Below are 13,639 nucleotides of genomic sequence, written 5' to 3'. Positions count from 1 at the left end.
TCAGCCGTTCACAGCCTGCCAGACCCGCGACGGCGAGACCGGCATGTCGATATGCGTCACATGGGCGTGCCCCCCGCGATGCAGCGCGTCGATCACCGCGTTGACCACCGCCGGGGGTGACCCGATGGCCCCAGCCTCGCCGCAGCCCTTCACCCCCAGCGGGTTGTGCGTGCAGGGCGTCTGGCAGCTGTAATCGACGTTGTAGAACGGCACATCCTCGGCCCGGGGCATCGGATAGTCCATGTAGGACCCGGTCAGAAGCTGGCCGTTCTCGTCATAGGCCGTGAACTCGCACAGGGCCTGGCCGATCCCCTGGCCCACCCCGCCATGCACCTGGCCCTCGACCACCATCGGGTTCATCACGTTGCCGAAGTCGTCGGCACAGTGGAACGCCACCACGTCGACCTTGCCGGTCCCTTCGTCGACCTCGACCTCGCAGATATAGGCGCCTGCGGGATAGGTGAAGTTGGCCGGGTCGTAGAAGGCAGTCTCCTCCAGCCCCGGTTCCAGCGTCTCCAAGGGGTAGTTGTGCGGGACATAGGCGCTGAAGGCGATCTCGCCGAAGGTCTTGGCCTTGTCGGTCCCCGCCACGCTGAACTTGCCGTCCTCGAAGGTGATGTCACCCTCCGACGCCTCCAGCATATGCGCCGCGATCTTCTTGCCCTTGGCGACGATCTTGTCGATGGCCTTGGTCACCGCCACCCCGCAGACCGCCAGCGACCGCGAGCCATAGGACCCCATCCCGAACGGGATTTTCGAGGTGTCGCCATGCACGATTTCCACCGAAGATTCGGGCACCCCCAGCTTCTCGGCCACGATCTGCGCAAACACCGTCTCGTGCCCCTGACCGTGGCTGTGGGCGCCGACCATCACGCTCAGGTTCCCGGTCGCGTTCACCCGCACCGTCGCCGCATCATAAAGCCCGACGCGCGACCCCAGGATGCCCACCAGATGCGACGGCGCAATGCCGCAAGCCTCGATCCAGGTGGAAAGCCCCATGCCGCGCAGCTTGCCGCGCGCCTTGGAAGCAGCCGCGCGCTTGTCGAACCCGGCCACATCGGCCATCGCCATCGCGCGGTCCAGCGTCGCCTGATAGTTGCCGGTGTCATACACAAGGCCAACCGGCGTGGTATAGGGGAACTGGTCCGGGGTCAGCAGGTTCTTCCGCCGCACCTCGAACGGGTCAAGGTTCAGCTCGCGGCACATCTTGTCGATCACCCGCTCCAGGCTGAAGGTCGCCTCGGGCCGTCCCGCACCGCGATAGGCATCGACCGGGGCGGTGTTGGTGAAAACGGTTTTCACGTTCACATAGACATGCGGCACCTTGTACGGCCCGGCCATCAGCGTGCCGTGCAGGAAGGTCGGCGTCGCGGTCGAGAAGTTCGACAGATAGGCCCCCACGTTCGCCAGCGTCTCGGTGCGGATCGCAAGGATTTGCCCGTCTTTGGTGCAGCCCAGCTCGATCTTCGTCACATGGTCGCGGCCATGCGCGTCGGTGAGGAAAGACTCGCTGCGTTCCGCCGTCCAGCGCACCGGGCGGCCCAGCTTCTTCGCCGCCGCCAGGACCAGCGCTTCCTCGCCATAATGATAGATCTTCGACCCGAAGCCGCCGCCCACATCCGGGGCCACGACCGTCAGCTTGTTCTCCGGGATGCCCAGCACGAAGGCCGCCACCAGAAGCCGTGTCAGATGCGGGTTCTGGCTGGTCGTCGTCAGCTTGTAGTCGCCCGTTCCCGGGTTGTACTCGCCAATCGAAGCCCGGGGCTCCATCGCGTTCGGCACCAACCGGTTGTTCACCAGATTGAGGGTGACGACATGCGGCGCCGCCTTCATCGCTGCGTCAACAGCGGCGCGGTTGTCCTCGATCCAGCCCCAGTCGAAGCACAGGTTGTCCGGGATCTCGTCATGCACGCGGTTCGTTGCATCCGCCACCGCCGCCTTCATGTCGACGATGGCCGGAAGCTCCTCGATCACGCTGTCATCGGCCAGCTGTTCCGCCGCATCCTTGGCCTGCGACAGCGTTTCCGCGATCACGGCGGCATAGGCATCGCCCACATGCCGCACCTTGCCATGCGCCAAGACCGGGCGCTTCGGTTCCCGCATCGGCGTGCCGTCGCGGCTGTTGATCAGCCAGCCTGCCGGGTTGCCGCCAACGTCCTTGAAATCCTCGCCGGTGAAGATCGCCAGCACGCCCGGCATCGCCGCCGCCTTGGTCGGATTGATCGACTTGATCCGCCCATGCGCGACGGTCGAGCGGACAAAGACCGCCGCCGCCTGCCCGTGCAGGGCCAGATCGTCCGTATAAACTCCGCGCCCGGTCAGGAAGCGGACATCCTCGCGGCGCTTCATCGGCGCGCCAATCCCGTGATCCTTCGGCATCTCGCCCCCCTATTCCGCAGCCAAGGCGCTGACATCCTGCCCCGAGGCAGCCATCACGGCCTTGACGATGTTGTGGTAGCCCGTGCAGCGGCAGATGTTGCCGTCCAGATAGTGCCGCACTTCGGCCTCGGTCGGCTTCGGGTTCTCGGCCAGAAGCGCCGCCGACGACATCACCATGCCCGGCGTGCAGAAGCCGCATTGCAGCCCGTGATGGTCCTGGAACGCCTGCTGGATCACCCCCAGCGAGCCATCCGCATTCGCCATCCCCTCGATGGTCCTGACCTGTGCTCCGGCCACATCCGACGCAAAGACCGTGCAGCTTTTCACCGGCTGGCCGTCGACATGCACCACGCAGGCGCCGCACTGGCTGGTGTCGCAGCCGACATGGGTGCCGGTCAGCCCCAGCCCTTCGCGCAGGAAGGAGGACAGAAGCGTCCGCCCCTCCACCTCTCCGGAAACGGCGCGGCCGTTCACGGTCATCGAGACTTTCGTCATTCTTGCTCCTCCCTGGGTATTCCTAGGTACTTCCCTGCGGCCCGTTCAGCCGCCGAGCAGTCGCTTGAACCAACCTTTCTTCTGTTCCTCCGGCCCGGCACCTTCTTCTCCGGCCACTTCTGCAGGCTCCGGCTCCTCCACCGCCTCCTGGAACCGGGTGAAGAATTCGTCGGCGAGTTTCTTGGCAAAACTGTCGATGATCCGGCTGCCCAGCTGGGCGATCTTGCCGCCGACACTGGCCTCGGCCACATAGGTCAGCCGGGTGCCGCCCTCGATCGGTTCGAAGGACACGTCGGCCCCGCCCTTGGCAAAGCCCGCGACGCCGCCCTTGCCCTCGCCGGAAATCTTCAGCGACTTGCCCTCGACGATGTCCGAAAGCTGCACCAGTCCGGTGAAGGTCGCCGACACCGGCCCGACCTTCTGCTTGACCACGGCCTCGTATCCTTCGGCGACCGACCCGCTCAGGCTCTCGCAACCCGGAATGCATTCCTTGAGCACCTCGGGGTTCAGGATCGCGGTCCAGACCTCGCCGGGGGTGGCCTTGATGTCGCGGGTGTCACTGAGCTTCATGGCCTCTCCCCCGTTGTAGCATAATCAGCATATCGGCTGACGCAACGGGCGGCTATGATTCCTAAGTCGTATTGTTCAACGCTCGGGCGGGGTGAACTCCAGTCCGTACTCCGCGTAGATTTCCGCGATACGGCCATCCGCCAGGGCCGCCGCAATGGCGTCGTCCACCGCATAGCCAAGGTCGCGGTGGCTTTGGTGCACGGCCACCCCCAGCGTCCAGCGCGACAGCTCAAAACCCGGCAGAAGCGGCGCATGAACCGCCACGCCCTCGCCCGCGCCGACCTCAAGCTGCGACAGGGGTCCCATCACCGCCATCACCTCCCCCGCCTTCAATCCCGCCATCGCCGCCGCTACCGTCTTGTAGCGCGTGATCTTGGCCGAGGCGCCGAAGGCCGAGGTCAGGTAGAAATCGGAAATCGAATCATTTTCGACCCCGACAGGGTCATAGACAAAGAACGACGGCACCGGCGCATCCGGATGCCGCCCGTCCGCATTCGCCACCTGCACCGCGTCGGGGTAGGCTTCGATCCGGTAGGCGATGCCCACCTTCTCGCCCGCGTATTGCCCGGTGAACACGGCCTGCTCCACCCGGCAGGTGAAATCGCTGTTGTAGGGCACCCGCATCATCAGGTTCGACACATGCCCGCCGACCGCCGCGCCCTTCCAGACATAGTTCAGAAGGTCCGCCTCCAGCGTCTCGCCCGACTGGACGAAACGGAACCGGGGTTCGACCCCCAGTCCTTCGGCAATGATCTTGCCAACCTCGACGTCCACCCCTTTCGGCGTAGCGCCCTCTTCCCAGCTGTAGGGCGGAAAGTCCTCGTAGACAGCGATCTCGATCCAGCCGCGCTCGACGATCTCGTCCAGCGTCTGGCCCACATCCTCGCGCGGGGTGTTCTGCGGCTTTGCCCCCGGAGCCTGGCCTTCGCAGCGGGCATTCGCCATGCCCGCCGCCAGCAGCATCACCGCCAGGACCGCAGCCCGCAGCATCTCAATGCGCCGCCGAAAGCCCGATGGTCAGCATCTCGGCCGCGTGCTTCTTCGCCGCCTCCGTCCCGTCCAGCGCCAGCGCAGCCCGCAGCGCCGCCGAATCCGATTTCGGCGCGCCCGAGGCCGTCACCACCGAACCCGCGATCTCCATCAGCTCCGCCTTCAGCGCCGCATCGTCGCCGCCCCCCGCCATCAGCTCGTCGCGGATCGCCCCCAGCCGGTCCTTGTGGGCGTCGAGCGCCCCGTCCTCGGGCCGGGTCTCGATATAGGTCCGGATCGCCCAGCCCGCCTTCTGGCCCAGGATCTCCCCGAAGGCCGGCATCTTCGTCGTGCCGTCCTGGGTGTAGCCGTGCTGGAACCGCTCGGCGAACCACTCGTCCCCGTATTCCGCCGCCTCCAGGAAGCGCAGGTCCGGGGCAAGGCCACCCGACACCGCGCCAAGCCCATGGCAGCGCGCGCAGTTCTGGTTGAACCCGCTGTCGCCGATCATGACGGCCTGCCACCAGACCTCGTCGCCCACCTTGTCGGCGCGGTAGGGGTTCTCGACCAGCCATTCCTCGCCCACCTCGGGCAGGGCATCGGTGTTTACCGGCTGCGGCGCCACGTCACCGTGGGCAAAGGCCAGCGTCGCGGTCACGGCCAGGGACAGAAGCAGGGCCGGGCCCGCCAGGGTCTTGCGCATCATTCGGGGGTCCTCCCTCAAGGTCTGGGTCAAAGGGGTAAACCCTGACCCCCGCCCCCCGCCATTCGACCAAGGTGCAACCCGCCCCTCCGCGCCGTCCGACCATGGTCGTATTGGCCATCGCTGCCCCCGGTCGCAGTCTTGGGCCTGGAGGGAGGGCTCCATGTTCCGCATCGTCCTGACCATCGCGATCCTTGCGACAGCCGCGCCTGCCTGGGCCGAGCTGCCCGTCGCGATCACCTACCTGCGGCTGGAGGTCGACCGCCCCCCGGTCCTCTCGAACCTCGACCCCGTGCCGGAAGACCTTGGCATCGCCGGGGCTGAAATCGCCATTGCCGACACCCAAACCACCGGCAGCTTCCTTGGCCACAGCTACAGCCTGACCCTCGCCTCCATCCCCCCGGGTGGCGAGCTGACCACAGCCGCGCGCGAGGCGCTGAAGACCTCCCGCCTGATCCTGATCGACGCCGATCCCGCCACGATCCTGTCGGTCGCCGACCTGCCCGAGGCGCAAGGGGCGCTTCTCTTCAACGTCTCCTCCGGCGCGGAAAATCTCCGCTCTGGCGACTGCCGGGCGAACCTTCTCCACACGATCCCCGAAGACGCCGCGCGCACCGATGCCCTGATGCAGGTCCTGCAGCGCAAGCAGTGGCAGACGACCGTCCTGGTCACCGGCTCGCATCCCGCCGACCAGGCCTTCGCCGAAGCCCTCCGGCGGTCTGCCACCAAGTTCGGCATCACCATCGCCGCCGAGAAGGACTGGACCTTCGACACCGACCTGCGCGAGTCCACCATGGACGAAATTCCCCGCTTCACTGAGGGGTTCCCCGACCATGACGTCATCCTTGTCGCTGACGAAACCGACGACTTCGGCCGCTACATCGAACACAACGCCTGGCTCCCCCGCCCCGTGGCAGGGTCCGACGGCATGGTCCCCACGGCCTGGGCCCCGGTCATCGAAAGCTGGGGCGCGGTCCAGCTTCAGAACCGTTTCGAGGACCACGCCCTCCGCCCGATGCGCGGCCTGGACTACGCCGCCTGGGCTGCCATCCGCGCCATCGGCGAGGCCGTGACCCGCACCGGCTCCAGCGACCCGGCCACGCTCCGCGCGTTCCTCCTCAACCCGGATTTCCAGATGGACGGCTTCAAGGGCCGCGGCCTGTCGTTCCGTGCCTGGAATGGCCAGCTTCGCCAGCCCATTGCCGTGGTGAACTCCCGCGCGCTTGTGACCCTGGCCCCGGTCGAAGGCTTCCTGCACCAGCGGAACGAGATGGACACCCTCGGCCTCGACGAACCCGAATCCGCCTGCACCGCCTTCAAGGGGGCCCCATGATCCGCCTGCTTCTCCTGACCCTCCTCGCCACCCCGACATTGGCCGACGAAATCTGGGTGACGAACGAAAAGGACGACACGATCAGCGTGATCGACACTGCGACGCTGGAAGTCACCCGGACGATCCCCACCGGCGAACGCCCGCGCGGGATCACTTTCAGCCACGACTATTCCCGCGTCTACATCTGCGCCTCGGACAGCGACACGGTGCAGGTGATGGACCCGGCCACCGGCGAAATCCTGCACGAGCTGCCCTCCGGCGAGGACCCGGAACAGTTCGTCCTGCATCCCGACGACAAGCATCTCTGGATCGCCAACGAAGACGATGCGGTGACGACCGTCGTCGATGTCGACAGCCGCAAGGTCGTGGCCCAGATCAACGTCGGGATCGAGCCGGAAGGGATGGGCGTCTCGCCGGATGGCGCCATTGTGGTGACGACGTCGGAAACCACCAACATGGCGCACTGGATCGACACCAGGACGCACCAGATCATTGCCAACACTTTGGTCGACAGCCGCCCGCGCCACGCTGAATTCACCGCAAGTGAACTTTGGGTGTCCTCCGAAGTCGGCGGCACGGTCACGGTCTTCGACGTGGCGACCAAGGCCGAGAAGGCGAAGATCCGCTTCGCCATTCCCGGCGTCAACGACGACCTGATCCAGCCGGTCGGCTTCGAATTCACCCCCGACCAGAGCACCGCCTTCGTCGCCCTCGGCCCGGCGAACCATGTCGCCGTGATCAACATGCAGACCCATGAGGTCGAGACCTACATCCTCGTCGGTCGCCGCGTCTGGCACATGGCCTTCAACCGCGACCACAGCCAGCTTTTCACCACCAACGGCGTGTCGGGTGATGTCACCGTGATCGACGTCGCCTCCCGCAGCGCGCTCAAATCCATCAAGGTCGGTCGCTTCCCCTGGGGCGCCGCCTTCCGGCCGACGGAGTGATCCCATGCGCCTGACCCTTGCCTTGCTCGCCAGTCTTGCTACCCCCGCCTTTGCCGACAACGACGAAGCTACGGCCGGCATGGGTGCCCCCGCTGGCCTCTTTGCCGCCACCAACAAGCAGGACCTGCCCGAAATCATGCTTTCCGCCGGCCAACCGCTCGGCGAAGCCTGGCATCTGAAATCCGGCACCTATTACGAGGTCGAGATCACCTCCGACGGCAGTCAGGAACTCGCGCTGGCCGGGGCCGATTTCCTGCGTGCAGTCTGGATCGACGAGATCGTCATCGAGGGCCTGGAAATCCGCCCCCTCGGCCTCGACAGCGTGGAATTCGACGAGGCGGGCACGATGGACGTGGGCTTCATCGCCATCAAGCCCGGCAGCTACACCCTGCGCACCCCGCAAGGCGGCGAGACTCAGACCCTGCAGATCACCATCGAATGAGCCGGGCACGCACAGGTCAGGCGGCCGGGTCAATGTGCCTCCACTTCCCCCGGCGGGGAGGGGATATGGGGACTGCGACCGGGACACGATCACCCGAGCAGGTCAGGACCCGCCCTGAATGACCCTCTCCGTCGAAAGCCTCTCCTTCGCCTATGGCCCGCGCAAGGCGCTGGACGGGCTGACCTTCACCCTCGCCCCCGGCAGCTTCACAGCACTTCTGGGGCCGAACGGGGCGGGCAAGTCCACCCTCTTTTCCCTCCTCACCCGGCTCTTCGTCGCGCCGCAGGGTCGGATCGCCATCGCCGGGCACGACCTCACCCGCGCGCCCCTGAAGGCCCTCGCTGCGCTGGGCTGCGTGTTCCAGCAACCGACGCTCGACCTCGACCTCACCACCCGCCGCAATCTGCTTTACTACGCGGCACTCCACGGCCTGACCGGCCCCGCCGCCCGCGCCTCTGCCGACGAGGCGCTGGCCACCCTGTCGCTCGCCGACCGCGCCGACACCCCCGCCCGCAGCCTTTCCGGTGGGCAACGCCGCCGCGTCGAACTGGCGCGCGCGCTGATCCATCGCCCCGCCGTCCTCCTCCTCGACGAACCCACGGTCGGCCTCGACGCAGCCTCACGCCGGACGATCACCGATCACGCCCATGCGCTTGCCCGGCAGGGAACCACCGTCCTCTGGGCCACCCACCTCACCGACGAAGTCGCCCCCACCGACCGCTGCCTGATCCTGCACCGGGGCCGCCTCCTCGCCGACGCCCCCGCCGCCACCCTGGCCGAAGGCAGCACCCTGACCGACCGCTTCCTCACGCTTACGGGCGACCCCGCATGAGCCGCTACCTCGCCGCCCTCACCGCCATATTGCACCGCGAACTGGCCCGTTTCCTCGGCCAGAAAAGCCGCCTTGTCGCCGCGCTCGTCCGCCCCCTCGTCTGGCTCCTGGTCTTCGCCGCCGGGTTCCGTGCGGCCCTCGGCCTCTCGATCACGCCCCCCTACCAGACCTACATCACCTACGAGACCTACATCCTCCCCGGCCTTCTCGGCATGATCTGCCTCTTCAACGGCATGCAATCCTCGCTCTCCCTCGTCTACGACCGCGAGATGGGCTCGATGCGGCTTCTCCTCACCGCCCCCCTGCCGCGCGGTTGGCTCCTCTTCGCCAAACTCCTCGCCGGAACCCTGATCAGCCTCCTCCAATGCGGGGTCTTCCTTGGCATCGGCTACGCCTGGGGCATCCGGCCCCCCCTGGTGGGCCTTGTCGCCGTGATCCCCGCCCTCCTCCTTGTCGGCCTGATGCTCGGCGCCCTCGGGCTCCTCCTCTCTTCCCTCATCCGGCAACTGGAGAACTTTGCCGGAGTGATGAACTTCGTCATCTTCCCGATGTTCTTCCTCTCCTCCGCGCTCTACCCGCTCTGGAAGATGGCCGAGGCCAGCCCAGCCCTCGCGAACGCCTGCGCGCTGAACCCCTTCACGCAAGGGGTCGAGCTGATCCGCTTCTCGCTCTACCTCACGCCAAACTGGCCCGCCCTTGGCTGGACCCTGCTCGCCACCGCCGTCTTCGCTGCGGCAGCACTATACGGCTATGACCCCGCCCGCGGCTTCACCCGCACCAAGGGCTAAAGCCGCGAAACCACCGCTTCCAGCGCGCGGGGGTCGATGGGCTTGTACAGGATTTCGATCCCCGCCGCCGTCGCCGCTGCCCGCACGTCCAGCCCGCGGTTCGCGGTGATCAGCCGCGCGGGCACCTCGCCATGCGCCGCCCTGATCCGGCCCAGGAACTCGATCCCCGTGATCCCGTCGCCCAACTGGTGATCGACCAGGAAGATGTCCGGCAGGATGCCGATCTCCTCGATCAGTGCCAGCGCCTCCTCGCCCGAGGCGGCATCCAGCACCGTCATCCCCCACTTTTCCAACAACAGCCCCAGCGCCCGGCGCAATTCCGCGTCGTTCTCGACCAGAAATGCGATCTTCTCGGTTGCCAGCATCTGCACGCCCCGGCGCTCCGGCAGTTCGGCGGGCAGTGGCAGCATCGGTCCCGCCGCGCCAGACGGCACCTGAACCATGAAACAGGTGCCGCGTCCGACGACCGAATTCAGCCCCAGCGGGTGCCCCAGCAGCGCGCAGGCGCGTTCGACGATCGCCAGCCCCAGACCCATGCCCTCGCTGGCCGAGGCACGGGCGTTCAGGCGGTGGAATTCCTTGAAGATGTCGTTCTGCGCTTCCTCGGGGATGCCGGGCCCCGTGTCCCAGACCTCCAGCCGCACCAGGCCGCCCCGACGCCGCGCGCCCACAAGGACCCGGCCGCTGGCCGTATAGCGGATCGCATTGCCGATCAGGTTCTGCAGGATGCGCCGAAGATAGGCCGGGTCGCTTTCGACCACCACCCCGCAGGGCACCACCTTCAGCGCCAGCCCCTTCGCCGCAGCCATCGGCGCGAACTCCTCGGCCAGCGTCCGCAAGAGCCGGTCCAGGTTGACGGCCCCCACGCTGACTGCCGCCTTGCCCGATTCCAGCTTCGAGATGTCCAGAAGCGCGTCGAGGATCCCCTCGACCGAGATCAGCGCGTTCTGCGCCTTGTCCAGCGCCACCTGCGCGCCGCTGTCCAGCCCCTCGCCACCGATGGAGCTGATGAAAAGCTTCGCCGCCGACAGGGGCTGCAACAGGTCATGGCTCGCCGCCGCCACAAAGCGCGACCGGCTGGCGTTGGCCCGTTCCGCATGGGCGAGCGCGTCCTCCAGCTCCAGCGTCCGTTCCATCACCCGGGCTTCCAGTGTCTCGTTTGCCCGGCTCAGCGCCTCCAGCGCCGCGCGTTCCGCCGTGACATCGGTGAAACTGAACACGAAGCCACCGTCCGGCATCCCTTGCGCGAAGACATCCAGGATCATGTCCTCGCCGCGCCGCACCTCGAACTCCAGCGGTGCCTTGCTGCCCGCGCCCGCAACCCAGGCCATCAGCGCGCCAAAGCTCATCCCGGTGTCGAACTGCATCTCGGTCTGGAACCGGCTGAACAGGTATTCGAACGAGGCTCCGATCCGCAGCCGCCCCATCGGCAAGGACAGAAGCGTGCCCAGCCGCTGGTTCCAGCCGACCAGCCGCGCCTCGGCGTCAAAGATGCTGATCCCCTGGTTGATGTGGTCCAGCGTCGCCCGGATCACCCGTGCCTGATCGTCCAGAAGCTTGCCGCGTTCGTGCCGTTCGGCGCGAATGATGTCGGTGACATCGGTCTGCAGGATCACCGTGCCGCCATCCGCTGTGCGGTGCTCGCTGACCTGCACCCAGCTGTCGCCCGTGATCCGCACGTTGAAGATGACGTGCCGGTCCTTGTGCCGCCGCAACCGCCCCTGCGCCCAGTCCGGCCCACCTTCGCCGTCGGGCAAGGCCAGATGGGGTGAGCGGCTGACCTTGGCCACATAATCCGGGAACGACAGGCCGGGCTGCAACTGGGCATGGACATCCGGCATGTGCATGGCGAAACGCGAGTTGCACATCACCAGCCGGTCCTCGCGGTCGAACAGGGCAAAGCCTTCCTGCACCGTCTCGATGGCGTTCGACAGGTTCTGCCGCGCGGTCTCGGCCTCGCGCGTTGCCTCGGCCAGTCGCGCGTTCGACTCATTGAGCAGGTCCAGCGCCCGGCCCAGATCATGCGTCCGCTCGCGGACCTGATCCTCCAGCAGCGCCGCGCGCTGGAACTGCGCATAGGCGGCGCCGCTGTCGTCCGTCGCCTGCTCCACGCGCCGCATCAGCGCCTCGGCGATGGTCAGAAGCTTCTCGGCCCGCCGCTCGGCGCTGTCCGCCGGGTTGATCAGCGTCTCGATCATGTCAGGCTTTCGGGGGGTAGATTGCCACCCCGGTCATCGTCTGGTTCACATGCATGGAGTTGAGCTGTTCGCCGTATGTGGAAAAGCCCACGACGCCGTGGCTTTTCAACAGGCTGGACACCGCCCCGAACCGCTGGTTCTCCATCGCCTCGATCCGCCGCAGGATGCAGTCGCAGGCCAGGATCGCCGCTGGCTTTCCCGCTTCCGACAGCGCGTTCAGCGCCGAATCCAGATGCACCGCCATATCCTGCGGCTCCGCCAGTGTCAGCACCAGCCCCTCGTCAATGGCCGAGAAGAACACCAAGTCCCCGTTTGGCGCCATCTGCTGGATCGCCCGGACATGGTGGCTGCCGCCGATGCGGACGACAACCGGATGCGCCGCAAAGGTGAAGGTGGTCAGCTGCGCCGGATCCTTGCCCAGAAGGCGGGCGTATTCCTGCGCCGCCGGTTCCGCATTGATCTGGTGCACCACCCTGCGGGCGGGGTCGGCCCCGGTGACGACCATGCGGCGGTTGGTGGGCGTCAGGTGGTTCAGGCTGAACACCTTCACCTTGCAGGCGGTGCGCACCAGCATCAGCACTGCCCAGCCCTGGCGGAACTGCCCGTCCTGCAAGACGAAGGTCTCGGCAAACCGCGTGCCGTCCCCGGCCGAGCCGCCGAACAGCGGCACCGGACCCAGCCCCGGCCCCAGCGCAGCGGTCAGCTCGTCCTCGCGGATCGACAGCCCGTCGACCAGGACGAAGGCGAATTCGTCCTCCCAGTCGGGATGCCGTCGCGCCAGCCCGGCCCGCGCCCGGATCAGCCGCCCGATCAGCTCTTGCTGGTCCAGTGCGCCAAGGTCGACGCCCAGGCAGTCCACCGCGAAACTGGCGCGGGGCAGGGCGACCGCGACGATCTCTCCCTCCGAATAGCCCTCCGGCGAGATTTCCCCTGCCGTGGTGCAGCCGATCACCGGGACGCCGGGAAACGCGGCCGACAGCCCTGACGCCAGCACAGCGCGGTCGGCCTGAGGCGAGATGAACAGGATCACTGCCACAAAGGGCCCCGGTCCAAGGCCCCTCACCAGCTTTGCAAAAGCCTCGGGATCGCGTGCCTCGGCATGGGCGCGCGGCATGACGGACAGGCCATCGGGCAATGCCCCCGCCGCGGCAGGGGCCGTGTCATCTGCGGCGATCATGTCCTTCTCCCGGCCCCGATGCTACGGCGGCTTTCCCAGTCCGGGCAAGCCTTTCGGCTCTCAGCCATCCTCTGGCATCAGCGAGGTGAAGTTCGTCTCGCGCGCGATCAGCACCGCCTGGGTCCGGCTTTGCACCCCAAGCTTGCGCATGATTGCCGTGACATGCGCCTTCACCGTGGTCTCGGCAATCGACAGCTCATAGGCGATCTGCTTGTTCAACAGGCCCTCGCAGATCAGCTGCAATATCTTCGCCTGCTGCCGGGTCAGAAGCCCCAGCCGACCGATCGCCTCTTCTCGCGCGGTTCCCTTCATCTTGCCCTCGGGCAGGGGCTCATAGCCCTCGGGCAGATAGCGCTTGCCCTCCCGCAGCGCGTCGAAGGCCGCCCGGAACACCTCGCGCCGGGAATGCTTTGGCACGAAGCCCGCCGCCCCCGCCGCCATGCAGGCCCCGATCACCCGGTTGTCGGCCAGCGAGGACACCACCAGCACCGGCACCTCCCCCGCCGCCTGCCGCAACCGGATCAGCCCGTCGATGCCGTTCACGTCCGGCAGGTTCAGGTCCAGCACGATCGCATCCGGCGCCGGGTTCAGGTCGACCCGGTGAATCGCCGTCTCCAGCCTATCCGCCGTCTCGATCTCCTCGATCCCGGCGACCGACTTCAGCGTCATCGACAGGGCGTCGCAGAACAGCGGATGGTCATCGACGATCAGCGCCGAATGCAGGGGCCGGGGGTCGCTTGCGGGAACCATCATCATCATGCGCCTTCCGGGTTGGGTCTTGGCCAAGAGTATCGCGCGCCGCCCCC

13 protein-coding genes are annotated in these 13,639 nt (G+C 67.0%); 5 read left to right on the top strand and 8 right to left on the bottom strand.

Annotation, left to right across the window (positions count from 1 at the left end):
* From JNL31_RS02320 to pedF, 5 genes are all read right to left on the bottom strand, one after another.
* Positions 1–2,379 (bottom strand): xanthine dehydrogenase family protein molybdopterin-binding subunit, encoded by a 2,379-nt coding sequence (locus JNL31_RS02320; RefSeq protein WP_294969375.1) that lies wholly within the window; start codon positions 2,377–2,379, stop codon positions 1–3.
* Between the two features lie 9 nt (positions 2,380–2,388).
* A complete protein-coding gene (locus tag JNL31_RS02315; protein ID WP_294969374.1) occupies positions 2,389–2,874 on the bottom strand; it encodes a (2Fe-2S)-binding protein in 486 nt (161 codons plus the stop codon).
* A 45-nt stretch (positions 2,875–2,919) separates the two neighbouring features.
* Positions 2,920–3,444: a CoxG family protein gene (locus JNL31_RS02310; RefSeq protein ID WP_294969372.1), complete on the bottom strand. Its 525-nt coding sequence runs from the start codon at positions 3,442–3,444 to the stop codon at positions 2,920–2,922.
* Positions 3,445–3,519: 75 nt separating this feature from the next.
* A complete protein-coding gene (locus tag JNL31_RS02305; RefSeq protein ID WP_294969369.1) occupies positions 3,520–4,434 on the bottom strand; it encodes a transporter substrate-binding domain-containing protein in 915 nt (304 codons plus the stop codon).
* Position 4,435: 1 nt separating this feature from the next.
* A complete protein-coding gene (pedF, locus tag JNL31_RS02300; protein WP_294969366.1) occupies positions 4,436–5,119 on the bottom strand; it encodes a cytochrome c-550 PedF in 684 nt (227 codons plus the stop codon).
* A 160-nt stretch (positions 5,120–5,279) separates the two neighbouring features.
* Between pedF and JNL31_RS02295 the strand changes: the two genes are divergently transcribed.
* The 5 genes from JNL31_RS02295 to JNL31_RS02275 all read left to right on the top strand — a co-directional run bounded on the left by JNL31_RS02295 (position 5,280) and on the right by JNL31_RS02275 (position 9,458).
* Positions 5,280–6,449, top strand: coding sequence for an ABC transporter substrate-binding protein (locus JNL31_RS02295; protein WP_294969363.1), 1,170 nt, complete (start codon positions 5,280–5,282; stop codon positions 6,447–6,449).
* Positions 6,446–7,396, top strand: coding sequence for a YVTN family beta-propeller repeat protein (locus tag JNL31_RS02290; RefSeq protein ID WP_294969360.1), 951 nt, complete (start codon positions 6,446–6,448; stop codon positions 7,394–7,396). Before JNL31_RS02295 ends, JNL31_RS02290 begins: the two co-directional genes overlap by 4 nt.
* Positions 7,397–7,400: 4 nt before the next feature.
* Complete coding sequence (locus JNL31_RS02285; RefSeq protein WP_294969357.1) at positions 7,401–7,838, top strand: hypothetical protein; 438 nt, start codon at positions 7,401–7,403, stop codon at positions 7,836–7,838.
* A 118-nt stretch (positions 7,839–7,956) separates the two neighbouring features.
* Positions 7,957–8,670 (top strand): ABC transporter ATP-binding protein, encoded by a 714-nt coding sequence (locus JNL31_RS02280; protein ID WP_294969354.1) that lies wholly within the window; start codon positions 7,957–7,959, stop codon positions 8,668–8,670.
* Positions 8,667–9,458 carry an ABC transporter permease gene (locus tag JNL31_RS02275; RefSeq protein ID WP_294969350.1) on the top strand — a complete coding sequence of 264 codons (792 nt, stop codon included), beginning with the start codon at positions 8,667–8,669 and terminating at the stop codon, positions 9,456–9,458. Before JNL31_RS02280 ends, JNL31_RS02275 begins: the two co-directional genes overlap by 4 nt.
* Here the strand turns inward: JNL31_RS02275 and JNL31_RS02270 are convergent.
* The 3 genes from JNL31_RS02270 to JNL31_RS02260 form a co-directional block, all read right to left on the bottom strand.
* On the bottom strand, positions 9,455–11,656 hold the full coding sequence (locus JNL31_RS02270; protein ID WP_294969347.1) for a PAS-domain containing protein: 2,202 nt from the start codon (positions 11,654–11,656) through the stop codon (positions 9,455–9,457). The genes JNL31_RS02275 and JNL31_RS02270 overlap by 4 nt on opposite strands.
* A 1-nt stretch (position 11,657) precedes the next feature.
* Complete coding sequence (locus tag JNL31_RS02265; RefSeq protein ID WP_294969441.1) at positions 11,658–12,770, bottom strand: FIST N-terminal domain-containing protein; 1,113 nt, start codon at positions 12,768–12,770, stop codon at positions 11,658–11,660.
* 123 nt (positions 12,771–12,893) lie between these two features.
* A complete protein-coding gene (locus JNL31_RS02260; protein WP_294969439.1) occupies positions 12,894–13,586 on the bottom strand; it encodes a response regulator transcription factor in 693 nt (230 codons plus the stop codon).
* Positions 13,587–13,639: the final 53 nt, after the last annotated feature.

It is taken from the genome of Tabrizicola sp. (assembly GCF_016792905.1).
In the GTDB taxonomy this organism is placed as follows: domain Bacteria; phylum Pseudomonadota; class Alphaproteobacteria; order Rhodobacterales; family Rhodobacteraceae; genus Tabrizicola.
The sequence above is the reverse complement of the archived record's forward strand: the minus strand, read 5'-3'. Positions and strand labels throughout refer to the sequence as shown.

Coding starts and splice junctions, on each gene's coding strand:
- JNL31_RS02320 (WP_294969375.1), bottom strand. CDS start 2,379: ATGCCGAAGGATCACGGGATTGGCGCGCCGATGAAGCGCCGCGAGGAT.
- JNL31_RS02315 (WP_294969374.1), bottom strand. CDS start 2,874: ATGACGAAAGTCTCGATGACCGTGAACGGCCGCGCCGTTTCCGGAGAG.
- JNL31_RS02310 (WP_294969372.1), bottom strand. CDS start 3,444: ATGAAGCTCAGTGACACCCGCGACATCAAGGCCACCCCCGGCGAGGTC.
- JNL31_RS02305 (WP_294969369.1), bottom strand. CDS start 4,434: ATGCTGCGGGCTGCGGTCCTGGCGGTGATGCTGCTGGCGGCGGGCATG.
- pedF (WP_294969366.1), bottom strand. CDS start 5,119: ATGATGCGCAAGACCCTGGCGGGCCCGGCCCTGCTTCTGTCCCTGGCC.
- JNL31_RS02295 (WP_294969363.1), top strand. CDS start 5,280: ATGTTCCGCATCGTCCTGACCATCGCGATCCTTGCGACAGCCGCGCCT.
- JNL31_RS02290 (WP_294969360.1), top strand. CDS start 6,446: ATGATCCGCCTGCTTCTCCTGACCCTCCTCGCCACCCCGACATTGGCC.
- JNL31_RS02285 (WP_294969357.1), top strand. CDS start 7,401: ATGCGCCTGACCCTTGCCTTGCTCGCCAGTCTTGCTACCCCCGCCTTT.
- JNL31_RS02280 (WP_294969354.1), top strand. CDS start 7,957: ATGACCCTCTCCGTCGAAAGCCTCTCCTTCGCCTATGGCCCGCGCAAG.
- JNL31_RS02275 (WP_294969350.1), top strand. CDS start 8,667: ATGAGCCGCTACCTCGCCGCCCTCACCGCCATATTGCACCGCGAACTG.
- JNL31_RS02270 (WP_294969347.1), bottom strand. CDS start 11,656: ATGATCGAGACGCTGATCAACCCGGCGGACAGCGCCGAGCGGCGGGCC.
- JNL31_RS02265 (WP_294969441.1), bottom strand. CDS start 12,770: ATGCCGCGCGCCCATGCCGAGGCACGCGATCCCGAGGCTTTTGCAAAG.
- JNL31_RS02260 (WP_294969439.1), bottom strand. CDS start 13,586: ATGATGGTTCCCGCAAGCGACCCCCGGCCCCTGCATTCGGCGCTGATC.